Origin of the sequence: Haloferula rosea (assembly GCF_016595525.1) — a bacterium.
In the GTDB taxonomy this organism is placed as follows: domain Bacteria; phylum Verrucomicrobiota; class Verrucomicrobiia; order Verrucomicrobiales; family Akkermansiaceae; genus Haloferula; species Haloferula rosea.
Genome location: NZ_JAENII010000004.1, coordinates 67,114 through 91,821, shown reverse-complemented (window position 1 = coordinate 91,821; position 24,708 = coordinate 67,114). Strand labels below are relative to the sequence as shown.

At 62.2% G+C, this 24,708-nt stretch carries 23 protein-coding genes; 11 read left to right on the top strand and 12 right to left on the bottom strand.

Annotation, left to right across the window (positions count from 1 at the left end; genetic code table 11):
• Nucleotides 1-322: 322 nt before the first annotated feature.
• The 3 genes from JIN81_RS06595 (at nt 323) to JIN81_RS06585 (ending at nt 3,217) form a co-directional block, all read left to right on the top strand.
• The gene (locus JIN81_RS06595; RefSeq protein WP_200277859.1) at nt 323-1,408 is read left to right on the top strand and encodes an acyltransferase family protein; all 1,086 of its coding nucleotides are present in this window, start codon (nt 323-325) and stop codon (nt 1,406-1,408) included.
• Nucleotides 1,409-1,488: 80 nt separating this feature from the next.
• Nucleotides 1,489-2,517: an L-threonine 3-dehydrogenase gene (tdh, locus tag JIN81_RS06590; RefSeq protein WP_200277857.1), complete on the top strand. Its 1,029-nt coding sequence runs from the start codon at nt 1,489-1,491 to the stop codon at nt 2,515-2,517.
• Nucleotides 2,518-2,659: 142 nt separating this feature from the next.
• A complete protein-coding gene (locus JIN81_RS06585; RefSeq protein ID WP_200277855.1) occupies nt 2,660-3,217 on the top strand; it encodes a hypothetical protein in 558 nt (185 codons plus the stop codon).
• A 56-nt stretch (nt 3,218-3,273) separates the two neighbouring features.
• On the opposite strand, the gene nrdD is transcribed toward JIN81_RS06585, so the two are convergent.
• Together nrdD and JIN81_RS06575 are read right to left on the bottom strand one after the other, a co-directional pair.
• The gene (gene nrdD / locus JIN81_RS06580; protein WP_200277853.1) at nt 3,274-5,064 is read right to left on the bottom strand and encodes an anaerobic ribonucleoside-triphosphate reductase; all 1,791 of its coding nucleotides are present in this window, start codon (nt 5,062-5,064) and stop codon (nt 3,274-3,276) included.
• Nucleotides 5,065-5,099: 35 nt separating this feature from the next.
• Nucleotides 5,100-5,585 carry a 4Fe-4S cluster-binding domain-containing protein gene (locus JIN81_RS06575; protein WP_200277851.1) on the bottom strand — a complete coding sequence of 162 codons (486 nt, stop codon included), beginning with the start codon at nt 5,583-5,585 and terminating at the stop codon, nt 5,100-5,102.
• Nucleotides 5,586-6,069: 484 nt separating this feature from the next.
• On the opposite strand from JIN81_RS06575, the gene glgP reads away from it, so the two are divergent.
• The 3 genes from glgP to JIN81_RS06560 all read left to right on the top strand — a co-directional run bounded on the left by glgP (nt 6,070) and on the right by JIN81_RS06560 (nt 9,101).
• Nucleotides 6,070-7,734 (top strand): alpha-glucan family phosphorylase, encoded by a 1,665-nt coding sequence (gene glgP / locus JIN81_RS06570; protein WP_200277849.1) that lies wholly within the window; start codon nt 6,070-6,072, stop codon nt 7,732-7,734.
• A 365-nt stretch (nt 7,735-8,099) separates the two neighbouring features.
• Complete coding sequence (locus JIN81_RS06565; RefSeq protein WP_200277848.1) at nt 8,100-8,594, top strand: YciE/YciF ferroxidase family protein; 495 nt, start codon at nt 8,100-8,102, stop codon at nt 8,592-8,594.
• Nucleotides 8,595-8,654: 60 nt separating this feature from the next.
• Entirely contained in the window at nt 8,655-9,101 is a 447-nt protein-coding gene (locus tag JIN81_RS06560) for a DUF2383 domain-containing protein (RefSeq protein ID WP_200277846.1), read from the top strand.
• Nucleotides 9,102-9,233: 132 nt separating this feature from the next.
• Here JIN81_RS06560 and JIN81_RS06555 read toward each other — a convergent pair whose 3' ends face one another.
• From JIN81_RS06555 to JIN81_RS06545, 3 genes are all read right to left on the bottom strand, one after another.
• Nucleotides 9,234-10,046, bottom strand: a complete 813-nt coding sequence (locus JIN81_RS06555; protein ID WP_200277844.1) for a TIGR03915 family putative DNA repair protein — start codon at nt 10,044-10,046, stop codon at nt 9,234-9,236.
• 14 nt (nt 10,047-10,060) lie between these two features.
• Complete coding sequence (locus JIN81_RS06550; RefSeq protein WP_200277842.1) at nt 10,061-11,347, bottom strand: putative DNA modification/repair radical SAM protein; 1,287 nt, start codon at nt 11,345-11,347, stop codon at nt 10,061-10,063.
• 159 nt (nt 11,348-11,506) lie between these two features.
• Nucleotides 11,507-11,686, bottom strand: coding sequence for a hypothetical protein (locus JIN81_RS06545; RefSeq protein WP_200277839.1), 180 nt, complete (start codon nt 11,684-11,686; stop codon nt 11,507-11,509).
• A 367-nt stretch (nt 11,687-12,053) separates the two neighbouring features.
• Here JIN81_RS06545 and JIN81_RS06540 point away from each other — a divergent pair, with 367 nt between their 5' ends.
• Nucleotides 12,054-13,109 (top strand): lipid A deacylase LpxR family protein, encoded by a 1,056-nt coding sequence (locus JIN81_RS06540; protein WP_200277837.1) that lies wholly within the window; start codon nt 12,054-12,056, stop codon nt 13,107-13,109.
• A 51-nt stretch (nt 13,110-13,160) separates the two neighbouring features.
• Here the strand turns inward: JIN81_RS06540 and JIN81_RS19445 are convergent, their stop codons facing one another.
• Complete coding sequence (locus JIN81_RS19445) at nt 13,161-15,350, bottom strand: HAD family hydrolase (RefSeq protein ID WP_200277835.1); 2,190 nt, start codon at nt 15,348-15,350, stop codon at nt 13,161-13,163.
• Between the two features lie 38 nt (nt 15,351-15,388).
• A complete protein-coding gene (locus JIN81_RS06530) occupies nt 15,389-16,165 on the bottom strand; it encodes an HAD-IIB family hydrolase (protein WP_200277833.1) in 777 nt (258 codons plus the stop codon).
• Nucleotides 16,166-16,328: 163 nt separating this feature from the next.
• Between JIN81_RS06530 and JIN81_RS06525 the strand changes: the two genes are divergently transcribed.
• The 4 genes from JIN81_RS06525 to JIN81_RS06510 all read left to right on the top strand — a co-directional run bounded on the left by JIN81_RS06525 (nt 16,329) and on the right by JIN81_RS06510 (nt 21,544).
• Nucleotides 16,329-18,254, top strand: coding sequence for a fructose-bisphosphatase class III (locus JIN81_RS06525; protein WP_200277832.1), 1,926 nt, complete (start codon nt 16,329-16,331; stop codon nt 18,252-18,254).
• A gap of 43 nt (nt 18,255-18,297) precedes the next feature.
• Complete coding sequence (locus tag JIN81_RS06520; protein WP_200277831.1) at nt 18,298-18,750, top strand: superoxide dismutase [Ni]; 453 nt, start codon at nt 18,298-18,300, stop codon at nt 18,748-18,750.
• 77 nt (nt 18,751-18,827) lie between these two features.
• Nucleotides 18,828-19,535 carry a hypothetical protein gene (locus JIN81_RS06515; RefSeq protein ID WP_200277830.1) on the top strand — a complete coding sequence of 236 codons (708 nt, stop codon included), beginning with the start codon at nt 18,828-18,830 and terminating at the stop codon, nt 19,533-19,535.
• Between the two features lie 101 nt (nt 19,536-19,636).
• Entirely contained in the window at nt 19,637-21,544 is a 1,908-nt protein-coding gene (locus tag JIN81_RS06510; protein ID WP_200278350.1) for a RecQ family ATP-dependent DNA helicase, read from the top strand.
• A 25-nt stretch (nt 21,545-21,569) separates the two neighbouring features.
• Here JIN81_RS06510 and arsB read toward each other — a convergent pair whose 3' ends face one another.
• From arsB to JIN81_RS06485, 5 genes are all read right to left on the bottom strand, one after another.
• A complete protein-coding gene (gene arsB / locus JIN81_RS06505; RefSeq protein WP_200277829.1) occupies nt 21,570-22,664 on the bottom strand; it encodes an ACR3 family arsenite efflux transporter in 1,095 nt (364 codons plus the stop codon).
• A 21-nt stretch (nt 22,665-22,685) separates the two neighbouring features.
• Entirely contained in the window at nt 22,686-23,105 is a 420-nt protein-coding gene (locus tag JIN81_RS06500) for an arsenate reductase ArsC (RefSeq protein ID WP_200277828.1), read from the bottom strand.
• A 21-nt stretch (nt 23,106-23,126) separates the two neighbouring features.
• Nucleotides 23,127-23,603, bottom strand: a complete 477-nt coding sequence (locus JIN81_RS06495) for a DUF6428 family protein (RefSeq protein WP_200277826.1) — start codon at nt 23,601-23,603, stop codon at nt 23,127-23,129.
• A gap of 19 nt (nt 23,604-23,622) precedes the next feature.
• Nucleotides 23,623-23,919 (bottom strand): ArsR/SmtB family transcription factor, encoded by a 297-nt coding sequence (locus JIN81_RS06490; RefSeq protein ID WP_200277824.1) that lies wholly within the window; start codon nt 23,917-23,919, stop codon nt 23,623-23,625.
• A gap of 73 nt (nt 23,920-23,992) precedes the next feature.
• Nucleotides 23,993-24,703, bottom strand: a complete 711-nt coding sequence (locus tag JIN81_RS06485) for a sulfite exporter TauE/SafE family protein (RefSeq protein ID WP_200277822.1) — start codon at nt 24,701-24,703, stop codon at nt 23,993-23,995.
• Nucleotides 24,704-24,708: the final 5 nt, after the last annotated feature.

Sequence of the window (24,708 nt, the reverse complement as noted above, 5' to 3'; positions counted from 1 at the left end):
CTCCCGGAAGGCGCGTGAACGCATCCCCCGGTGAGTCAAATCGCGTCGGAATACCGGGGCAGAGCGGGAGACCGCGAGGCTCAGGCCGGTGCTCGGTCCCGGAGTGCGCTCGGCTTGCTGCATGAAATGACCAGCAAACCGGAAACTGTTAGAAAAGCAGATGATCTACTACGGTTGCTGGAGTTCATCCGGGTCGGGCATTCTTGAAGTCGTCGACCGGTGGATCGCCGCCGCAACCTGATACGTCCCCCCTGCCCCATTCCAGTTCCGGATCCACCCTTTGCGCGATCCGGGCTTGCCTCTTGGGCCGATCTGACTCGGCATGGCATTCCTCATGGGAGCGACCCGGAATCATCAACTCGACGGCTGGCGCGCCATCGCCGTCGTGGGTGTGATGTGGCTCCACTGGGCGATTCCCAAGTGGCGCGGGGGCATTCCGTTCGAGATCGGGCTCTATTTCTTCCTGACGCTCACCGGATTCCTCATCACCCGCATCCTGCTCAGGACCAGGGAGCAGGGCGAGGCCAGCGGACAGCCATGGATGCTCCGATCCTTCCGCGACTTCCAATGGCGGCGCGCCCTCAGGATCCTGATCCCCTGCTACGCGGCCATGCTCTTCGGCTTGCTCGTGCGTGCCCCGGATCTAACGGCCCATCCCTGGGTTTACTTCCTCCACGTGTCGAACTTCCACATCGCGTGGCTCCCGGAGTGGCCCTTCGGGACCTCCCACTACTGGACGCTCGCCATCCAGCAGCAGTTTTACCTGCTGTGGCCGCTGGTGATCTTCCTGACCCCGCGCAGGCTGTTGGGTGCCTCGCTGTTCATGCTGGCGGCCCTGGCTCCCCTCTCGCGGGTCATCCTTCAGCATCGATTTCCCGAGATCCATCACCCGGGGGCCATCACGCTCTGCGCGCTCGACTATCTCGCCGGCGGATCGCTCCTCGCGCTGGCGATGCACCGCGGGATGAAGACCGATGACCGGCGCTTGAAGGGCGCCTCGTGGATCTGCCTTGTCGCCTACGCGGTGCTCTACACGCTCGACTGGAATGGTCGCCCGGTCCCGGGCCTGCGTCACCTCCAGCAAACGTTCCTGACGGTCTCGATGGCCGGGCTCATCGCCGCGACCCTGCACGGCTTCCGCGGCTGGCTGGGTCGCTTCCTGACTCACCCGTGGGTCCTCCATGTGTCGAAGCTCAGCTACTCGCTCTACCTCTTCCACTGCCTCGTGCCCATGGGCCTCGGCTTTGTCGTGCCGATGCTGTGGGACATCGATGGGACCCTGGGCACCGCGACCCGCCTGCTCTGCTTCTTCCTCACCTCCTGGGGTGTCAGCTGGCTGAGCTGGAAATACATCGAGCAGCCACTGGATCACATCCGACGACGCCCGAATTCCGAGAAAGAGGCGTGAAAACTCACCTTTCTGCACAATAAAATTGATCGATAACCGTCGGGTTGTCCTTCAGCATCAGCCCATCTCAGGAAGTCGCCATGAAAGCACTCGTCAAAGCCACCGCCGGTCCCGGCCTCGATCTGCAGGATGTTCCCATGCCGGATGTGGGTCCGAATGATGTTCGCATCAAGATCAAGAAGACCTCCATTTGCGGGACCGATGTCCACATCTGGAAATGGGACGCATGGGCCGAACGCACGATCCCGGTGCCCATGCACGTCGGTCACGAATTCTGCGGCGTGGTGGAAGCCGTGGGCAGTGGAGTCACCGGCATTACTCCCGGTGAGCTCGTCTCGGGCGAAGGTCACATCGTCTGCAATCATTGCCGCAACTGCCTTGCCGGTCGCCGCCACCTCTGTCCGAACACGCTTGGAGTGGGAGTGAATCGGCCCGGCGCCTTCGCCGAGTACCTGTCGATCCCGCAGCAGAATGTTTACAAGGTCGACCCATCCATTCCGGAGGATGTCATCTCGCTCTTCGACCCATTGGGAAATGCGGTCCACACCGCCCTTTCGTGGGACCTTGTGGCCGAGGACGTCCTGATCACGGGAGCCGGCCCGATCGGGTGCATGGCGGCCGCCATCTGCCGCTTCGCCGGTGCCCGCCACGTGGTGGTGACCGACGTGAACCCGTATCGTCTCGATCTCGCGAAAAAACTCGGTGCCACCCGTGCCGTGGACGTGTCCAGGGAATCTCTAACCGATGTGACCCGTGAACTGGGCATGAAGGAAGGCTTCGACATCGGACTTGAGATGTCCGGTCACCCATCGGGCCTGAACGACATTCTCGAGCACAGCTCGAACGGCGCCCGCGTCTCCCTGCTTGGCATCTTCCCTGAGAAGGTGGGTATCGACTGGGACAAGGTGATCTTCAAGGGACTCATCCTGAAAGGCATCTACGGTCGCGAAATGTTCGAGACCTGGTACAAGATGGGCAGCATGGTCCGCGCAGGTCTGGACGTCTCCCCGGTCATCACCCACCGCTTCCCTGTGGAGCAGTTCAAGGATGGCTTCGAGACCATGATCTCCGGCCAGTCCGGGAAGGTCGTGCTCGATTGGGAAGCCTGATCACACAGGCGGTGGCCCATTCGCGCCTGATTGGTGCTGACCGGCGATCTTGTCGGAGTGGGTGCTGTTGGGTAGATTGGTTCCTCCGAGTTGGGCTGGGCACCACGAGGGTGGTCCAGCAGTGCTTGGAGTGTGCACGACCATGGCCCAGCTGAAATTCCCTGAGATTGATGCCCCGCCCCGGTCCGGGTTCCGGAATCTGAATGGGGATGGTGGACGAACGGAGCTGTGGATCAGTCTCCCGATCCTGGTGGTGATCACTGCCATCAGTTGGGGGTCCAGCTGGGTGTCGCGCGACACCGACCCTGGATTCAATTGGATCGGGTGCCTTCTGGTGGTCGCGCTTGCGTGGTACTCGATGCGGCTCTTCAACGTGACGATTGTCGAGCACTCGGAGGACGCGCTTCGCATCCAGCGGCGCGGCAGGAAGCATGTGATCCCCTACTCCGATGTGCTGTCGGTCCGCGAGTCTGGACGGTTTGCCGGAGGTGGCGCGGTCCTTGGCACCACTCATGCGCGATACGTCACGGTGACGCTGAAGCGGGCATATCCGTTCGGACGATCATTCTATTTCTATACGAAGAACGAGTATGGCGACTTCGACGGTCTGTCCGGCCCCGCCAAGCTGATCCAGAGCTACGCGGCCTCCGCGCAGCTCCAGGAAGACCGCCGGGATGCTGCGGCGGAGGATGGTTCGTGACGGCGACTGTCTTCCCGCTCCTACTACGTCGGCTTGGGAGGTCGATGAGGTTTCGATCAATGTCCTCGATGGGAGACCGAACTCCCCCGCCCCATTTTCTGATAGGCTCTCCGTTGGTGTTCCTGGCGGCGCTCTCCGGACCAGCTGGAGACGCGCTTGAGGTAGCCGATGATGCGGGTGGCGTGATCGATGTCGGCGGAGCCGCAGGCGCTGCATTGCTGGCGTGTGAGCTTGTCGATGTGTCCGCACTCGTTGCAGCAGGTCACGCGGACGTTGGTGCAGAAGTAGTTGCAGCCGGTTCGGATGGCCGCCCGGATGAGCTTGGCAAAGGACTCTTGGGTGGCGTAGCTCTCGAGATTCAGGTGCAGCGCGGAGCCGCCGTCGAGCCAGCGCGTGACGCGGTCGCCATGGAGGATGAGTTTGTCGAGGATGTGGATGTCATCGCGCTCGACCGGGTAGAAGTAGGAGTTGTAGCAGTCGCGCGGCACCTCGTATCCCGCCTCGCGGTCCCACCGTGCAAACTTCACCCCGAGGTTCTCGGCGGGGACGAACTCGGTGTTGAAGCGGCATTGGTAGGTCTTGGAAGCTTCGCGGTTCATGCCATTGATCCGTCGGAGCTGGGACGATACCCAGTCGATGTAGTCTGGGTTGTTAGAAGGATCCATGCCGAGGAATTCGGCGGCCTCGACCATGCCATTGACGCCGATGGTGAGGTATTGTTTTTCGGGAAGGATGCACTTGGCGGTGTAGATGGGCAGGAGTCCGGCCTGATCAAACTCGGTGAGGATCTCACGCCGGGCCACGAGGTAGCGGTGAAGCAGGTCGACCTGCTCGGAGAGATCGCGGCCATCCTGGACGAGGCGGTTGAAGTTGATGGTCATGACCTGCATGGATCCGGTCATGACCCCGCCGGCGCCGAGGGAGAATGAGAAGTCGTTCTGTTCATCGAGTGCATTCCGCAGTCGGCAGCAGGACGAGAGCGAGTCGACGCTGTCGCTGGTGTAGATGAAGAAGGAATTCCCGCGTGCGAGCTCGTCGGCGAGAAGGTCGGCAAACCCTTCATCCCGGGGCTCTTCGCGGTCGTGGACGAGCGCGGCGGTGACGACGGGAAAGGTCAGCAGGGTGCGTTCGCGTTCCTTGTTGAACCAGTTCAGGAAGAAGGCCTGGAGGCGTTCGACGCTTGGCCAGGACGGCTTCCCTCCGTCGGGGAAGACGAAGTCGCCGAACATGCCTTCGAAGTAGTGGGAATCGAAGATGGAGATGTTCCAGAACACGCTTTGGTAGCTGCGGGCGGCGGCGGGTTGATTGAGCGCGTAGACGACGTGCTGGAGGTGGTTGGCGATCTCCTCGGGATGGGTGTCGAGGTAGTTCTCGCCGTAGTCCTTGCGCGCGAAGTGGTCGAAGCAGTTGAGGAACTCGACGGTGGCGCAGGCGCCGGCGAGGTTGGCGGAGACGGCGAAGACGAGGTTGATGAAGCTGCCGCAGAAGGATGCGAGATGCTTGGGAGCCTCGCTTTCACCGCCGAGTGGGACCAAGCCGTGCTGGAGCATGGGGAAGAGGCTGATGCTCGCGCAGTAGGGCATGAAGGGTGCGGTCTCGTCGTGGGTGTAGATCTCGTGGCGTTCGAGCTGTTGGAGGTAGCGGTCGGAGGTCTCCTGGTCGAATCGCTCGACGAGCTTGCGCTGCATCAGGGCTCGGTGGATGCGGATGTTCTCCTGCTTGTGGATCTCCGAGGCGAGGACGGCGGCATTCTTGCAGCTGACGTTGGCATTCGCGTCGACGAGGCTGCCGTCGGCGGAGTTGTTCGCGGCGATGTAGTGATCGATGAAGTCGAGGGGTGTTTGCATGGGTGAGGATGGGTGGGTGAGGGGAGGATGAGGATTCAGGCGGCGGCGCGGAGGCGCTCTGCGACGTTCTGGAAGCGATGGGTGAGGTCTTCGCCGGTGCGGAGGTCGAGGAAGCGTTGGTTGGTCTGCGGGTTGTCGAGCCCGCCGAGTGCGGCGATGTAGGGTCCGAGCTTGAGGAAATCGAGATGCACGGCGATGGCGTCGTCCACCTGGGTGGAGCCGGTGTAGAGGCAGGTCCTGTAGCCGTGCCGACGGGCGGTCCGGAGACGGTCGATCAACTCGTCGGCCTGCCATTCGCCGCCGAGGAAGCACACGCAGCTGGCCAGCCCGGCGTAGCGCTCGAGGAGCGACTGGAAGCTGGGGGCATTGAGAATCCGGCCTCGATCCGCATCGCGCAGGTCGGCGGAGTGGCATCCGGGGCAGCTCAGTGGACAGCCGGAAATGGTGAAGATCAGGGCGATTTCATCGGGCACTTCCAGAGTGCCGACGGTGTGGGCGGCGTAGCGAAGGGGTGAGGACACAGCAGCCACATGCTCCGCATATTCTGCTCCTCAACTCAAACATGTTGTATGGAAATGTTTATAATACACCACATGTGGACAAATGAAGTGCTGCTGAGTGGCTCTCGTGATTCCGGGAATGCTTGGATTTGTGGGCATTCCGGGCAGCCGAGCAGGGGTTCGGGCGGGTGGTCGGTTCCCACATCTTGAGGTCGGTCTGATGGGAGGGAAGCAGCCGGGAGGGCGGGGGTGGGACCTGTTCGGTGATGGGGCGGGAGGGAGCGCTGATCCCTTCCGCGGCGTGCGTGGGGGTGCCGTGGCTGATTTTCCCAATCACTCGGCATTCTACGTGCATCGGATGCGAGGACTCGACAAGTCGTCCAACTTTCGGCACGGCTGACGCGCCCGGTGGCTGAACGAATCGCGAAGAACGCAAAAAATCGCCCCAACGTTTCTGCTCCGGCGGACATACACGTCCACACATCCTACCCAACCCACTTCCCTTATGTCTCAATCCTTTCTACCAGAGCCCTACGGTCACCCTTACGAGATCGACCCAAAGTATGCGAAGAGCGCTGTCTACTTCTGCTGCGAGTTCGCCATTGATCAATCATTCAAAATCTACTCCGGAGGCCTTGGCTTCCTTGCCGGTTCGCACATGCGCTCGGCGGCCGCGCTGAAGCAGAACCTGCTCGGCATCGGCGTGCACTGGACCTGTGGCTACTACAACCAGACCCGCGGTGAAGGCCGTGAGATGGCCGTGCAGTTCCGCCGCAAGGAGTATGCCTTTCTGCAGGACACCGGCATTCGTTTCCAGGTGCCTGTGTATGGCAAGCAAGTCTGGGTGGGAGCCAAGTTCCTCCCGGGTGAGATCTTCGGCACCGTGCCGATGTTTTTCCTGACGACCGATCTGGATGAGAATGATGCCGATGACCGCCAGATCACCCAGCGGCTTTACGACAACGACCCTGGACGACGCGTCGCCCAGTACATCGTCCTCGGTGCGGGTGGAGCCCGCCTGCTCGAAGAGCTGAAGGTGGATCCCGATGTCTGGCACCTGAATGAAGCGCATGCCCTCTCCGCGGCATTCCGAGTGCTCGAGCAGCACGAGGGAGATGCGGAGGAAGTCCGCAAGCGGTTTGTCTTCACGACCCACACACCGGAGGAAGCCGGCAATGAGAAGCACGACTTCAATCTGCTGAAAAATGCATCATTCTTCGGTGGGCTCGATGAGCAGACGGTGCGCGAGGTCACCGGCATTCACGATGGCATCTTCAATCATTCGTTGGCGGCCCTGCGGATGAGCCGCAAGGCGAACGGGGTGTCCAAGCTGCATGGCGAGGTGTCGCGCAACATGTGGGGCCACTATGAGAACATCTGCCCGATTGGTCATGTGACGAATGCGCAGAACGCCCGTTACTGGAAGGATCGCGGCCTTGAGCGCGCCCGTCAGAACAACGATGTGGAGTTTCTTCGCGATCGCAAGCGGGAGCTCAAGGACCAGTTGTTCCGCCTGGTCGCGGATCAGACCGGCAAGCTCTTCAGCCCCGACGTGCTGACGATCGTATGGGCCCGGCGTTTCGCCGGCTACAAGCGCGCCGAACTGATCACCCGGGATGTGGCGCGCTTCAAGAAGCTGATCACGGCGAGCGACCGTCCGGTGCAGATCATCTGGGCCGGCAAGCCGTATCCGTTCGACTACGGGGCGATCGAAACCTTCAACCACCTGGTCCGTCTGACCCGGGATTACCCGAATGCGGCGGTGGTCGTCGGCTACGAGCTGGAGCTTTCGCGCCTGCTCAAGTGCGGCTCCGACCTGTGGCTCAACAACCCGGTGGTCACCCGCGAAGCTTCCGGCACCTCGGGCATGAGTGCCGCGATGAATGCTTCCGTAAACATCTCGACCTTCGATGGTTGGGTGTGCGAGTTCGCAAAGGACGGACACAACTCGCTGATCGTGCCACCTGCCGACCCGAGCTTGTCCGAGCACGACCGTGATCTTTACGACATGAACGGGCTCTACAGCCTGATCGAGGACAAGGCGCTTCCGATGTACTACGACCGTCCTGACGAATGGAGTCAGCTCGTGCTCAACAGCATGGCGGATGTGGTTCCGTTCTTTGATTCGGACCGCATGGCGGACGAGTATTACGAGAACATTTACTCCTGAGCAGACATGCGCGATGCGGTGGACGGCTTCGTCGTCCGCGCATGGCGTGCCTGATCGGAGTTGGCTGGAAGCCATCCGGCTCCTTGGAACCGACTGCATGATTTCCTCCGGCGTGGGTCTCTTTGAGGCTCCCACGCCGGAGGCTTCTTGTTTTCGGACCACTGGGTGAGGCAATGCGCCGGATCGGTTGCGCCGGGGAGCGGCGAATCCCTTCATCCTGCAAGGGGACCTGTGCAGAATGCAGGGAAAGGCGGGCGATGAAGCGAAATCGGGGGTCTTCCTGTTAGTGCCACCAACCACTGGTTCTCAGTGGGTTGGAAGTGAATCGATGTGGTTGGTCCATCCCTTGCGATAAGGGAGGTGAGATGAAACTAGACAACCTCCACAAACTACTGATTCACGAACTGAAGGACATTTACAGTGCCGAGACCCAATTGTTGAAGGCGATCCCGGTGATGGCCGATGCAGCCAATGACCCGGATCTTGAGAAAGCTTTCCGCAAGCACCTTGAAGAGACCGAAGGACAGGTGAAGCGCTTGGAAACGGTTTTCGAGTCGCTGGATTTCCAACCGGGCGGCCACCGTTGTGAGGCGATGGCAGGCCTCATCAAGGAAGGCGAGGAGATGGTGAAGGCCGATGCCGAGCCGGAAGTCCGAGACGCTGGACTCATCGCTGCCGCGCAGCGTGTCGAGCACTACGAAATGGCCGCCTACGGTACCGCCGTCGCCCTGGCCGAGAAGTTGAGCAAGCACGACATTGTCGAAACCCTGCGCAAGTCGCTTGAGGAGGAAGGCAAGACCGACCGCGACCTGACGGCCCTGGCCGAACGGGTCATCAACTTCAAGGCGATGGTTGCCTAACAGGAGATTGGAATCCGCCCGACTAGAAACCTAGTACGAAACACAAAACTGAAAATTACCATGAACACGAATACCAAAAACAACGAGAAATGCATCGACGTCTGCAACAGCCTGCTCCGCGGGGAGATCTCGGCCGTCGAAACCTACAACAAGGTCATCGAGAAATATCGCGGGGAGGACGAGATCCCCGAGCTGATCCGGATCAAGCGTGAGCACGAGAGCTCCGTCAGCCGTCTTCGGGCCAACGTGGTCGAGATGGGTGGCACCCCGTCGGAAGATTCGGGTGCATGGGGAAGCCTGACCAAGGCCATCACTTCGACCGCGAACCTGTTTGGCGAGGAGTCGGCGATCAACGTCCTTCGCCAGGGCGAGGAGCATGGACTGAACGATTACGAGAAGGCGCTTGAGAACGGGGATGTGATGCCATCGTGCAAGGACATGATCCGTGACGAGTTGCTGCCGCGGGTGCGCGAGCACATCGGCAAGCTCGAAGTCCTCGGATCCTGATCCCTTCGCAAGCTTTCGGGGCGGTTGGTTGCAACTACCCCGGGGGGACCTCACCCCTCTGCCCTTCGGGGCAGGGGGGTGAATGCGTGTACGGGGGCAGGACAGGCATCATGACGGGGCCTTCCTCCGGATCTAAGAGCCGGAAGGTGGCCTTGGCGTCTTGACGGTCGGGGGCCTGCTGATCATGCCGTGGGTTCTCGCCTGGGCCTGCTTGACCAGGTCATTGATGAGTTCCGCTTCAGGCAGGTTCTTCCAGTACTTCTTGGGCATCTCGGACTGCATTGCGTTGAGTTTCAGCCGAGCGGGATTGAAGATGCTGGAGTAGTAGGTTTTCCAGAACTCCTCGAGGGCATCCTCGGTAGGTGCTTCCGAAGCCGGAACTCCGTCGGTGAACCGGAGCTCACGACCGTTCCAATGCGCGCAGCGGTCGGGCGTCATGATGGACCAATCGAAGGAGGCGAAGCGCTTGGCAAAGAAGGGGGCGGTCAGCTCGACGATGTGGTGCTCGGGTTCGAACCAAGCGGAGAACTGTTCGCGTCCGCTGTCGAGCTCGCCCATTTTCCGGAAGCGGACGAAGGCCTTCATCTTGTGGCGGTCGCGGCTCACGGCCTTTGCACGTTGGTTGAGGGTCCGGACGAGGGGGTCGGCCGCTTGGTCGAGCAGGCGGCTTTTTCCCCCGATCGTCATCCGGTAGGCCGTCTGATAGAGCAGTGACCACCGCAGCGGGTCGCGGTGGCAGGCGACCATTTCAGCCAGCGGGAAGAATGCCCTGGGGATCCGGGGTGCTTCGCCGGGGGGGAGCCCGTCGAGATCTCCCGAGAACAGGGGTGGGGTACCAGACCCATCGTACCAGAGGATGTCCTGCGGGTCGATGCGGGCGGACAGGAGCCGGCGGGCGGCGGTCCGCCACGAGGCGAAGCATGGGTCGATGGAATAGGTGTTCATCCGCGACCGGTGGGTCAGATTTCGCCGGTTCGTGCGCTGATGGCGGCGAGCGGGTCATGAGCGGGGGCGCCCAGATCGAGCTCCAACTGTTCCGGTGGGGGGAGGAAGCGCAGGCGCAGGCGGTCGCCCTCGAGAAGCGATGGCTGGGGCGAGTAGTCGCAGGTGACCAGGAAGGGCGAGCACTTCTTCAGGGAAACCCCGAGGCGGCCCAGATCCCCAAGGCGCAGCCGGCCATGGCGACGGGCCGAGAGGATGCGCATGACCGAACGGACTCCGATGCCGGGGATGCGGAGCAGCATTTCACGTGGTGCGCGGTTGACGTCGACGGGGAAGTGTTCGCGGTGGCGCAGCGCCCATGAGAGCTTGGGGTCGAGATCGAGGTCGAGGTTAGGTTGCTCCCGGTGGATGATCTCGCCGACCTTGTAGCCATAGAACCGCAGGAGCCAATCGGCCTGATACAGGCGGTGTTCGCGGACGAGGGGAGGGGCCTTGAGGGGGAGAGCCGGCGAGGAGGAGGGGATGGGGCTGAATGCCGAGTAGTAAACGCGTCGCAGTCGGTAGTTCGAATACAGGTCGTGGCTGCGGTGGAGGATGTCGTGGTCGCTGGCACCATCCGCCCCGACGATCATCTGGGTGCTTTGGCCGGCTGGCGCGAAAGCGGGTCGGCGGCGATGCTGTTTGCGCTCGTCGCGCGCGGCGTCGATGCGTTCGCGGATCCCACCCATGGCATCACGAGTGCGGGGCAGGTTCTTCTCGGGCGCGAATTTCTCGAGTCCCTTCTGGGTGGGGAGCTCGATATTGATGCTGATGCGGTCCGCGTAGCGGCCGGCCTCCTCGATCAATTCCTGGGAGGCCTCGGGAATGGTTTTCAGATGGATGTAGCCGCGGAAGTCGTGGTCCTCGCGAAGGCGCCGTGCGACTTCGATGACCTGCTCCATGGTGTGGTCCGGATTGCGGACGATGCCCGAACTCAGGAAAAGTCCCTCGATGTAGTTGCGTTTGTAGAAGTCGAGGGTGAGCCGCACGACTTCATCGGGGGTGAAGCGGGCCCTGGGTGTATCGCTCGAGCGCCGGTTGATGCAGTAGAGGCAATCGTAGATGCAGGCATTGGTAAGGAGGAGCTTGAGCAGGGAAATGCAGCGGCCGTCCGGCGCGTAGCTGTGGCAGATCCCGGCACCGCCGGAAGAGCCCAGCGCCTTGTCGCTGCCGGATGAGTCGCGTCGTTTCGTGCCGCTGCTGGCACAGGAGGCGTCGTACTTTGCCGCGTCCGCCAGAATGGCGAGTTTTCGTTTCAGATCCATCAGATGAACAGTGTTCGCAAGAACATACACGGTTCAGTGACGGATGGTCAGGAGAATTTTGGCAAGTTAGTGTGCGAATCCTTGCACGGGGGGGAGGGGATCGAGGGCACCGGTCGCCGGCGGCCACCGGTGGTCAGCACGGACGCCCGGAGGCGTTGATCAGGCCTCGTGGGTATCCTGAATCTCAGCGCGCATGCGCTGCTCGGAACCTGCGGCGCGGATTCCTTTCTCGAAGAGTTCCTGTTCGATGGACTGCTCCGTTTCATAGCCAGTCATCTGCTTGGCAGGTTCCTGATGCACTTCGGGGTCGGTCACATGGACGATACGTTCGATGTTCATAGCATCTGCCTACTTGCACGGGATGTGCCCATTGCTCCCGAGGTCTCCAACCTTCTGGAAATCAGGGGATCGCCATGTCTGAGTCGGTATATCGAGGCGAAGGAATGGTGCATTGTGCAACGGTTTGCGCGATGGTCCGGGGACAATTGCAAGGCTGGGCCATTGGTTCATGGCTGGGGGGTGCTGAAATGCTGTGAATTTCACGTGGCACGGAATCCGCGAAAGGGTTGCTCTCCTCCAGAACCACCCTCTTATCGAAATGTCCATGCACCGCCGCTTTCAGTCCTTGAAGGACCATGCCACCTGTTCCCATGTCCTTGCGACGCTCTCTCGCCCGGGCCTCCGGCGTCGCCACGCCATGAGGAGCATGACCGTCTTGCTGCTGTCGGTGGTGGGAATGGGAGCCATGGCATGTGCTCAGGATGCGCTCAGTGATCCATCGGATGACTCTTACCTGACCTTCTATCTGGACAACGATCTGTTTGGAGGCACCGACCGGGACTACACGAATGGGGCGCGCCTGTCCTACATCTCGGGCAGCAAGAAGGTCACGGAGCTGGGTCCTTTCCAACAGGCGCTGCGGAAGTTGTCGGGTGACCCGGAGAGTTTCCGACTGTTTCAAGCGGCCACGGGTTTCGAGGATCCGAAGAAGATCCGCTACAACTACGGGTTCTCGCTGACTCAGCTGATGTTCACGCCGGATGACCCGAAGCCCTATGGCCAGCCACCCTTCCAGCGCCAGTACGCGGGTTGGTTGGGTCTGGGTTTTTCACTCCATGTGAAGGACGACAGCGTGCTGAACTCGATTGAGTTCACGGTCGGGATGGTGGGCGAGGACTCATTTGCCGAGGCGTCCCAGGATTTCATCCATGACCTGAGGGACATCGAGAAATTCAATGGCTGGGACAGTCAGATTCCGAATGAGCTGACCGTGGATCTGAGCTTCGTTCAGAAGCGTCGTGTCGATCTGGCGCGTTGGGGCTACCGGGCATTCCGTTTTGATGGCCTGACGGAGTGGGGTGTTCGTCTGGGAAGTTTCCGGACGGGAGCGCATCTGGGCGGCCTGTTCAGGTTCGGCTACAACCTGCCACCCGACTTTTCTGATCCGCGGCTTTCGCCGAATGCCTACTCGCACCGTTTCTTCGGTGCCGGGTCCGGCTACAGCGGCAACTGGTCGGTGTACCTCTTCAGCGGAGCGACGGCGCGTTATGTGGCATTTGATGCCAGTCTCGATGGCCCCTTGTTCCAGGACTTCTCGACGAGCACGAACCGACGCCCTCTCGTGGGAGAGGTGTATGCGGGTTTCGGAGTGCGGTATCAGCGTGTGGAGATCAGCTATGCCCACACGTGGCGCACGGAGGAATACACGACCCAGCGAGGTGTGGCCGACTTCGGTTCGCTGGCCTTCCGGGTGCAGTTCTGACGGCTGGAGGCGCGCGGGCCGCAAGGGGCCCACGGCTCCTGGTGACCTGAGCTAGGGGTTGATCTCGATGGCGGGAACCTGCTCGTCCTCGCTGGTGTAGCTCTCGTCGGGCAGGGGGGGTGGGGTTCCCTCATCGGAGCCGTAGAATTCGATGCCTTCGAAGAATCCGGCCAGGCCGGGTTGCTTGCAGCGGTAGAGGCGTGGCCGGTCGCGGAGACGCCGCAGGATGGGATCGGCATCCGAAGCGATGGCCGAGAGGTTGCGACCGCGGACGACCGAGGCGTCATTACCATAGGTGCCGTAGCAGTAGACGCTGGCGGGGTTGATGCCCCACTTCATCTGCAGGTAGCGCAGGGCGACGTCCTTGCCTGAGCGAATCGGCAGGATGTCCACGAAGCAGCCGGAGCTGATCATGACTTTCGCGGAGATCCCGGCTTCACGCAGCTGGCGCTGGATGGTGGTCCGACTTGGATGGTCATCGCCTTCGAGGGTCATGGAAATCTTCAGCTCGTGCTGTCGGTCCTCCGGTTGAAGAGCCAGGCCGGGCAGCTGGAGAGCGGCTTCCAGGGTGGCTTCGCGGTCCCAGCGATAGCGTGCCTGTTTTTCCCAGACCTCATCCTTGATCGGGGTCTTCCAGCCGTAGTGGATCTCGGACCCGAGGCCGGTCACGAGGATGGCGGGGCGGGGCATGTCGAGCCTTTCGACGACTTCCCGGCTCTCATCGTAGGACAGCCCGGTGGCGAAGATCATGCCGTGGTCGCCGTTGCGGAAGAACTCGCGCCAGCGGTCGACGAGTTCGTCCGACTCATTCTCCAAGGCGGGTGGCAGGTCCATGACCACCCAGCTCTCACTGCGGGTCAGCAGCTGGCGGGAGCCTTGCTCGTGGATCCGCGGTTCTTTCGGGAGGATGCGGGAAAGCTCTTCCAGGTAGGTGTTCACGTGGGCGTCCCAGCTGTAGAATTCACGCACGTTCCGGCCTCCGGTCTCGGCGAGTTCCTTCTGGTGGGTGGGATCGCTCAGGATGGCCTCGATGGCCTTGCCGATGTCGGCGGACTCGACGGGGTTCACGAGGGTGCCGTTCTTGCAGTTCGCGAGGATGTCCCGGGGGCCTCCATCGTTGGTGGCCACGAGTGGCAGCCCGGCGGCGGCTGCTTCGAGAAGGGTCAACCCGAAGGGCTCGGTGAAGGCGGGATTCACGAACACGCCACCCCGCTGCGCCGCCCACCGGTAGAATTCCGGCACCTCATCGGATGCGTGTTCCTTCGGCACGGCACAGACGCCGTAGAGGTCGTAGTCGTCGATCAACTGGAGGAGTTCACTCCACACCTTGCGTGCGCCGGACGGCAGTTGCTTGAGTGTCTGACGGGTGCCGCCGACCACGATCAGGTTGGCATTCTCCCGCAGCCATTCGTTTTCGCCGAAGGCGCGGACGAGGCCGGTGAGGTTCTTGCGTTCGTCAGCGCGGGCAATGGTGAAGACGGCGGGTTTCGAGGGGTCGGTGAGGAAGCGGTTGAGCTTGGCATCCACGGAGGCGAGGGCTTCCTGGTTGCCATCACCGTCGAAGCGGCTGAGGTCGACTCCCGGCGGGATGACGCGCATGGATTCCTCGGCGTAGCGTTCGTAGAGTGAGTATTGCTCCTCGACCTCCTGGCGGGTGCTGGTGCAGACCATGGATGCGGCTTCGAGGCTGAGTTCTTCGGCTTCGATGCGAACCGCCAGGTTGTAGCGCTTCTTCATCTTCTCGGGGTCGATGCCGCCTTCCTCGAGGCGCTGGAGTTTGACGCGGCCGAGTGAGTGACCGGTGAAGACGAAGGGACAGCCGAGTGCGGCAGCGACCTGTCGGCCGACGTATCCCGCATCGGCGTAGTGGGCGTGGATCAGGTCGGGGACCCGGCGTTCACTGCGGAGCCACGCGAGGGTGCCGTCGATGAAGGCATCGAGGTGTCTCCAGAGGACCTCCTTCCGCAGGTAGCGGCGGGTACCGGCCTCGATGCGGCGGATGGACGCGCCGTTGCCGAGGTCTTCGTGGGCGACGGAGTAGTCGTCGCTGACTTTGGTATCGAAGACGCGGCGGGTGACGAGGGTGACCTTGTCGACTTGCTCGGAGCGTGCGAGCGCCTTGACGAGTTCGAGGACGTAGAGGCACTGGCCACCGGTATCGGCATCGCGGCCGAGTTCGAGTTGCTGGCCACGGATCAGGCCGTGGAGGGAGAAGTGGAGGATGTCGAGATTCTTGCGCACGGTGGGTTTGGGAGGTTGGGAAATGGGCTGGTGGGCTTTCAGTCCTGACCGGTGGTGGAGTCGGCAGGGTTCGGGAAGACTCCGTATTGTCGGAGCCCTTCGATCACACCTGCCGTGCATTCGCCGCTCGCGGTGAAGGCACCGATGCCTTCGATGGCTTCCAGCAATTCGGGTTCGGCATTGGCGGGTGCGATGCCCCGGACGCCCGGCACCAAAAACATGGATGAATCATTTCCGGTGTCGCCGGCGACGACGGCTCGATCGAGCTCGATATCGTGCGTTTTGCAAAGCCAACGGAGCGCATTGCCTTTGTTCGCGGCTTGCGGGAGGACGTCGAGATCGCGCTTGGAGGAGTAGACGACCTGCGCCTTGAGGCCGGCTGTCGCGAGATCCTTGCGGAGTTGGTCGAGGTCTTCCTCCGAGGCATCATACCAGAACCAGCTGCTCTTCCACTGGTGCTGTTGGATGGCGGGCTGTTCTTCGATGCCGGGGATGGACTGGACGATGCGCTGCACGTCGGCGCGGACCCAATCCTCGCTCAGACTGCAGGAAAACTCTTCGAGCGTCGTCTCGCTGGCCGGATGATAGATGATCGTGCCGACGCCGCCGATGTAGTAATCCGGCGTTGGCAGCCCGGCTTGCTCGATCTTCTCGATGGCATCATTCACCAGGCGGCCGGTGCTGTAGACGAGAAGGGGCTTGGCTTCGTCGAGTGCTTCCCAGGTCTGGCGGAAGCGGGCGGTGTCCTCTGGGCGGCCCAGCAGGGTCCCATCCAGATCGGTGCAAAAGATGGCGACTGGTTTGGTGTCTGGCATGTGCTGTCATTTCTAGCATCAACCGTGCAAAGGTCCAAGGAATCCCCGGAAGCGGCGGGGATGGAGGCGGATTGATGGGGGGGATGAACCGCTTTCAGGTTGGCAGGGCGATGGTGTCACATTGGCGACTTGGAACGTGGGGGAGGAAGGGGTTGGCTGGGGCATGTCCGATTGGGTTCAGCGGGTCCTGGCAGAGAGGTTTCCGACGATTGATGCGGCGGTGTCGGAGATTGCCGCTTTGAAAGCGCAGCTAGGATTGCCGAAGGGGGTGATCCATGTGATTTCCGATGTCCATGGAGAGGCGAAGAAGCTGCGCCATGTGATCAACAACGCTTCGGGCCGGTTGAGGCCGGTGGTCGAGGATCTGTTTGGCGACGCGTTGGATGAGTCGGCGTTCCAGGAGTTCCTGCACGTCCTCTATTATCCGTCGGAGATCCTTCATCTGAAGTCCGAGGAGCTCACGGATGAGGAAGCGCGCTATCAGTGGGTGTTGCAGACCTTGCAGCGTCAGTTCGACCTGATCCGGGTGATGATCCGAAACCGGCGCCGCAAGACGATCAAGCTGATCGCGCCGAAGGAGCACCGCGAGTTGTTCGAGGTGCTGTTGAATTTCCCGGCGGGCGGGCACGCTGAAGCCTTTTTGGAAGTCCAGCTGCGTGAGCTGGTGAAGCGGCGGTTGGGCTTCGGGGCGATCCGCAGTGCCTCGCGTTTCATCCGCAATCTGACGGTGGAGGAACTGATCGTGGCCGGCGACCTCGGCGACCGGGGGCCACGGCTCGACCGGGTGGTGGACTACCTGATGCGCCAGCCGAATGTCTCGCTGGTATGGGGGAACCACGACGTCAGTTGGATGGGTGCCTGCCTCGGTCACGAGGCCTTGATCGCGCTCGTCCTGCGGATTTCCCTGCGCTATCGGCGCCTCTATCAGCTTGAGGAAGGCTACGGGATCCTGACCAAGGCGCTCGAGCAGCTCGCGGTCACGGCCTATGGCGATGATCCGGCGGAGCACTTCGTGTCGAAGCGTGATGGGGAGCGCGACGCGCTGTTGATCGCCCGGATGCAGAAGGCGGTGGCGGTGCTGGAGTTCAAGCTGGAAGGCCAGATGATCGAGCGTCATCCGGAGTGGGAGATGGACGATCGCAACCTGCTCAAGCGGGTCGACTTCGAGAAGGGCACGGTGCGCCTGGGCAAGGAGGACTACCCGCTGCGCGACACCTACCTGCCCACGGTGGATCCGGCGGATCCGAACCGGCTCTCGGCGGACGAGCAGCACTGCATCGACCGCCTCAAGGAGTCATTCATGGATTCCGCCCGTCTTTGGGAGCACACGAAGTGGATGGCCGAGCGGGGGCAGATGTCGCTGGTCCGGGATCGTGCGGTGATTTTCCACGCCTGTCTGGCGGTCGATGAGGATGGGAACTTTCTGCCGCTCGAGATCGACGGCGTCGAGTGCCGGGGTCCCGAGCAGTTCGATGCGCTGAGCCGGGTGATCAAGCGGGCTTTCCGCGCGGGCACCCAGGCCACCGAGGAAGACAAGGACTGGCTCTACTACCTGTGGGCGGGGCCGAAGTCGCCGCTCTTCGGCAAGGACCGGATGGCGACCTTTGAAACCTATTTCGTGGCGGACAAGAACACGCACAAGGAGATCAAGAACCCGTGGTTCCGCTGGATCAACGATCACGATTTCTGCGACCGGATCTGCCGTCAGATGGGTGTCGAGGAAGGGGGCATGATCGTCAATGGTCACGTCCCGGTGAAGGTCGAGAAGGGCGAGAGCCCGCTCAAGAAGGGGGGCAACGCGGTCACCATCGACGGCGCGTTTTCCGAAGCCTACGGGGATCGTGGGTTCACGCTGATCCTCGGGCCGGAGGGTGACACCCTGGCCGAGCACCATGCTTTCCCGGATCCCGTCGCGGCGGTGCGCGAAGGGGGGGACATGATCCCCGAGCGGCACGTGCTGAGGGAGTTCGACGAGCCGCGATGTGTCGGCGATACCGAGCGGGGCGACGACCTGCGTGCGCAGATCCGCGCGTTGGAGGAACTGGTCGAGGCATACGAAACCGGGACGATCCTGGAGAAGGGGATGTAAGTGGCTTGCGTCCGGGGAGATCCGTTTTAGCCTCCTCAGCGTGATGAAACATCTATTCCTCTCCGCCCTCATTGCTTTCGCCGCCGCTGCTCCCCAGGCATCCGCCCACTGCCAGATCCCATGCGGGATCTATGATGACAACAATGTCATCGGCTCGATGCACACCGACTACGAAACCATCGCCAAGGCAGCCAAGGAGATCGACACCCTCAGCAAGGATCCTGCTGCGAACGCGCACCAGCTGACGCGCTGGATCATGAACAAGGAGTCCCATGCGCAGGCCCTGCAGGACAAGGTTCTCAACTACTTCCTCTCCCAGCGCCTGAAGGTCGATCAGCCGGACAAGGAGACTTATCTGAAGAAGCTTCAGCTGTGCCACGAGGTCATCGTGACTGCCATGGCCTGCAAGCAGTCGACGGACGAAGCGAACATCAAGAAGCTGCACAACCTGCTCCACGACTTCGAAACCGCTTTCGGCACGAAAAAGGAGAATTGATCGAATAATCGGGCTTTCCCGGGCGTCTGGACAGGTAAGGCTCCCGCATTCGGCGGGAAGCTGCTACCCTGTTTCCCATGTTTGCTCGAATTATCGCGTTTGTCTTCGTGGCCGCCACCCTCGTGGCGCCGGCCCAGTCGCGCCGGTCGCTCCTCGATTCGGACCCGGACGTGATCTACCTGGAGGAGCACGTCGATAAGCCGATCGAGCTGATGATCATCAAGGACGCGCCGATTTTCGGCGACAAGGAAGGCAAGCGCCGGCTCGGGGAGGTGAAGGCCGAGCAAAAGGTCTTCCTCCAGGCGATGACGGACAAGGCATACCGCGTGAGCGCCAAGACCGGAGGCAACAAGGTCACCGGCTGGGTCGCTCCGTGGGCATTCGCGTCGAAGGACCCGAAGTTCGTCGAGAACCTCAAGAAACTCTACACCCGCCAGATGGAGGTCTCCGCCTTGATCGAGGAGGGACGCCCGGCCATCGGGATGACGGTCGATGAAGTGAGCAAGGCGCTTGGCAAGCCGACCAAGACGACGGCCCGTCAGACGGAGAAGGGGCGCACCGGGATTTGGGAATTCATCGCGTATGAGGAGATCTCGCACTACAACTACGTGCGCGATCCACTGACTGGCAGGACCTTTCGTCAGCTCTCGCACGTGACCCGCGAGGAGCGGGGAAAGATCGTGGTGGAGTTCGAGAACGAAGTGGTCACTGCGATCGAGGAAACCGAGACCAATGATGGCGGGGGCGTGAAGATTATCGTGCCGCCGATCATCTTCGGCTGGTGAGTCGCATGGATGTGATCTCGGGTGACGGGATTGCTCTGGATTCTCACTGCAGGTGAGGTCGCTCCTTGGCAGCCGTGGATGGTCCGGCCATCCTCCCGGGCATGCCGCAGGGGGTGCTGAAAAAGTGGTTTGGATTCGATCGGTTCCGTGATGGTCAGCGGGAGGTGGTCGATGGGCTGTTGGAGGGGCGCTCGATGCTTGCCGTCTTTCCGACCGGTGGCGGGAAGTCGCTCTGCTACCAGCTTCCGGCCCTGATGCTGGATGGGGTGACTCTGGTCATTTCTCCGCTGATCGCCCTGATGAAGGATCAGGTCGATGCCTTGAAGGCGAAAGGGGTGGCCGCGGCCCGTCTGGATTCCACGCTGTCCACGGAGGAGTATGCGGAGGTCATGGAAGGCCTGAGGAAGGGCAGCCTGAAGCTTCTCTACGTCGCTCCGGAGCGCCTGGCCAACGAAGGATTCCGCCAGCGTCTGGCGCGCCTGAAGATCGGCATGGTGGCGATCGATGAAGCCCACTGCATTTCCGAGTGGGGGCACAATTTCAGGCCGGACTACCTGAAGCTCGCGAAGCTGTGTCGTGACCTGAAGGTGCCGCGTGTGCTCTGTCTAACGGCCACGGCGACTCCGGGGGTTTCGGAAGACATCCGCCGGGAGTTCGCCATCGCGGAGTCCGATCACGTCCAGCTTTCCTTCCATCGTGACAACCTCGACCTCAAGATCAGCCCGCTGACCGCCGCGGAGCGGAAGCCGTGGCTGCTCAGGAGGCTCGGCGAGCTCGAGGGGGCGGTGGTGGTGTATGTGACGCTCCAACAGACCGCGGAGGAGGTGGCGACCTATCTGAAGAAGCACGGCGTGTCCGCCCAGGCCTATCATGCGGGGCTTCCCCCTGAGTTCCGCGAGGCGGCTCAGGAAAAATTCATGGCTGGGGAAACCCGGGTCATCGTCGCCACCATCGCCTTCGGCATGGGGATCGACAAGGCGGACATCCGCGCGGTGTTCCACTACAACCTGCCGAAGTCACTGGAGAATTATTCCCAGGAGACCGGCCGGGCGGGACGGGACGGGAAGCCATCGATCTGCGAGATGCTCGCCTGCGGGGATGACCTCGTCACGCTGGAGAACTTCATTTTCGGCGACACGCCGACCCCGGATGCGGTGAAGCATCTCGTCGACCACACCCTGAGGCTGGGCACCGAGTTCGATGTGTCGGTGTATGAACTCTCCGGGGTGAATGACATCCGTCCGTTGGTGGTGAACACCCTGCTGACCTATCTGGAACTGGAAGGCCTCATCGCCGCGACCCGGCCGTTCTACTCCACCTATTCGGTGAAACTCCTGCGTGACTTCGACAAGATGCTTCTTGGCTACGATGATCGCCGTAAGAGCTTCCTGAGGAAGATCTTCGCTGCGGCGAAGGAGGGGCGCAGCTGGTACAACTTCAAGGTCGACGAGGTGGCGATGGAAACCGGCGAAGACCGGAACCGGATCGTGACCGCCCTGGTCTATCTCGAGGAGGCCGGCGATGTGGTGCTGAAGAAGTCCGGCGTCCGCCAGGGATACCGACTGCTCAGGGACGACGTGAATCCGCGGCTGATCGCGGAGCGGCTGGACGAGAGGTTCCGCAAGAGGGAAGCGGCCGACCTCGACCGCTTGCACGGGGTGGTGGATCTGGCGGAGACCGACCGGTGCCTGACCGGGTTCGTCACGGAGCACTTCGGGGAAGTGCTCGCGGAGCCCTGTGGTCACTGCGACCGCTGTCGCGGGGTGAAGCCAGTTCCGGTTCCGCGCTCGCCGGTCGAGGAGATCGACGAGGAAAGCCTCGCGGCCGTGCATGCCCTGCGGCGCGAGGGACATGCCTGCCTGAAGGGGAGCCGGCAGCTCGCGCGTTTCCTGTGCGGGATCTCAAGCCCGGCGGTGACCCGGGCCAGGCTGACCCGTCACGATGCCTTCGCGCTGCTTGAGAACCACCCCTTCGAGGATGTGCTGACCATGGTGGAAACCCTGGTGTGAGCTCCGCGGCGGGAATCGGCGGCGATCACTCTGTGCCGCCGAACCAGCCCTTGGTGCGCTGGCACACACGGACCAGGAAGAGCATGAGGGGCACCTCGATGAGTACGCCGACCACCGTAGCAAGAGCGGCTCCCGACGACAGACCGAAGAGCATGACCGCGGTGGCGATGGCGACTTCGAAGTGGTTGGATGCGCCGATCATCGCGCTGGGCGCGGCGTCCTCGTAGCTGAGCTTCATCCACTTCGCCGCCGCGTAGGTGAGGGCGAAGATGAGCAGGGTCTGAAGGGTCAGCGGGATGGCGATCCACAGGATGGTGAGTGGGTTGGCGAGGATGGTCTCACCCTTGAAACTGAAGAGCAGCACGAGGGTTGCCAGCAGGGCGGTGATGGAGACCGGTGTCAGGTGGTGGAGGAACTTCTCCCGGAACCATGCTTCACCCTTCGCGCGCATGATCCAGCGGCGGGAGAGATAACCGGCGACGAGGGGAAGCGCCACGTAGATGGCGATGGAAAGCAGCAGTGCCTGCCAGGGAACGGGCATGTGGTTCACGCCGAGCAGCCAGCCTCCGAGCACGCCGTAGAGCAGCAGCATGGTGAGCGAGTTGATCGCCACCATGACCAGCGTGTGCCCTTGGTTGCCCCGCGCGAGGTGGCCCCAGACGAGAACCATGGCCGTGCAGGGCGCGATACCTAACAGAATGGCTCCGGAGATGTAGGAGCGGTAGAGTTCGACGGTGCTGCCATCCTTGACGACTTCGGTGCCGGGAAGCATGTCCTTGAACCAGACACCGAGGAACAAGGTGGCGATGCCCAGCATGGTGAAGGGCTTGATCGCCCAGTTGACCACGAGGGTGAGCAGCACGGGCTTCGGGCTGCCTGCGGCTTTGACGACTTCACCAAAGTCGATCTTCACCATGATGGGGTACATCATGAAGAAGAGGCAGATGGCGATGGGGATGGAGACGACGGGAGCGCCGTTCACGTTCAGCGACATCGCATCCAGCGAGTGGGCGAGGTCGGGAGCGAGCTTGCCGAGGGCGATGCCGCCGACCATGCAAAGCGCGACCCACAGGGTGAGATGGCGTTCGAAGACGCTCATCGAGGATTTGTCCAGAGACATGGGAAAGGACGGGGTAGGGGCTCAGGCCTGGTCGAGGCGACCGTCGGCGTAGGCGGTGAAAACGCGCTGGATCTCGTCCCGGACGCGCCGGAAGACTTCGAACTGTTCTTCTTCCGATCCCTCGGCGTGGGCCGGGTCATCGAAGGGGTAGTGATGTCGTTGCATCTGGCCGGGGAAGGTCGGGCAGGCCTGGTCGGCGTTGCCACACACGGTGATCACGGTGTCGACGTCACGGGTGAGGAAGGTATCGAGGTGCTTGGACGTGTTCGCGGAGATGTCGATGCCGATTTCCTCGAGGGCACGGATGGCGAGCGGGTGGACGTAGCCGGCGGGGTTCGAGCCGGCGGATGCGACCTCGAAATCGGGTCCGAGGGCCTGTTGGAGGATGCCCTCCGCCATGTGGGAGCGGCACGAGTTCCCGGTACAAAGTATGAGGATCATGGTAGATGGTGGGGGAGGGGCTCAGCAGCAGCCGCTTCCGGGTGTGCAGGCATTGTCCTGTCCTGGAATCGCGGGCATGGAGAAATCGGGCAGGCAGAGGTCCTTGGCGAGGCAGTCGGTGTGCTTGAGTTCGGTGTGGAAGCTCAGCATCTCGAAAGTCACCTCGCATCGCGTCAGTGGCAGCTGGGTCAGGACGGGTGCCTCGTGCTCGATCTCGACGGGGAGTTCGCGCGATGGCAGGAGGCCGTGGGCACGTTCGAAGATATCGAGCAGTTTCGAGGCCTTGAGCCGGTGGTCGGTGTCGTCGGCCACCCAGGTCTGCAAGAGGCATGATTCGTTGCTATGACGTTTGCCGCCACAGTCGATGAATGATTTCGCAAGATGGCCGACCTCGGTGATGTGGAAGTGGGCAGGCACGCTTGATCCATCCGGCAGTACGAAGGAAACGCCGTGGTCGGGATGGTCGCGGAGGAATTTGAGGAATTCAGCTACGTTCATGAAGATGGTGGATTGGAGTTCAGCAGCAGTTGGAGTCGTCGCAGGCAATGGAATCGATGCAGCTCAGGAAGGTGGGGAGGCATTCGCAGGCGAGCCGGTAATGGATGTGCAGGCCGTCCTTCTCGCAAGCGAGCCAACCGGCCTTGCGCATCAGGGTGAGGTGCTTGGAGACGGTCGAAAGGTCGGCATCCGTCAGGGCATGGATTTCCGAGACACAGAGCGGCCCGCTGGCCAGCGCCTCGGCGATCCGCAGCCGGGTCGGGTGGGCCAGCGCCTTGATCGCGGCAACCCGGGGGTCCTGAGTGGTGGCAGGCATTACTTGGCAAAAATGCCAAATAGTTGGGATTTGGCAAGTCCGATGATCCCATGGAGTTAGATCGAGCTGGGGTTCAGTGGCAGCACGATGGCAGTTCCTCGACTTCTCCGGCGGGCTCGGGGCCACCGGCCCAGGTGGGCAGGGTGTCGTGGAGGCGCCATGCGAGAAGCAGGGCGGTGACGAGTGCGAGTCCGCGCTGGAGGCGGGCCATGCGGATGGGGGTGAGCTTGAGCCGGAGGCGATGGAACTGGTGCTGGGCGAGCCATAGCAGTGGTACGGTCCCGAGTCCGAAGGCCAGTGCGGCTTCGGCACCGCGGGCGGCCGAGCCGGAGGCCATCAGGGCGATGAAGACGGCATAGAGGGGACCGCAGGGGAGGAAGGGGGTGAGCAGGCCCATGGCGGTGGCGCCGCCGTAGGAGGAGAGTCCGCCGACCTTCATGCGCGCCCGGGCGGTGAGGCGGTTGAGGATCCTGGGTCGCGGGATCTTCTTATCCAAACCGGATGCGAGCAGCAGCAGCGCCGCCACGAGTGCCCATGGCAGCATCACGGCGGGCGAATCGAAGAACCACTTCAATGGCTGTGAGCCGATGGCGCCGCAGATGCCACCGATCAATCCGTAGGCGGCGAGGCGGCTGGCATGATACAGGGAGGCGGCGGTCAGTCGTTCGCCTTCGGTCTTGGCCAGGGTGCCGACGCCGCAGGCGATGGGGCCACACATGCCGGCACAGTGGACGCTGGTCGCGAGACCGACGGCCAGGGCTCCGAATGTGGTGGTGACTTCCATGGTGG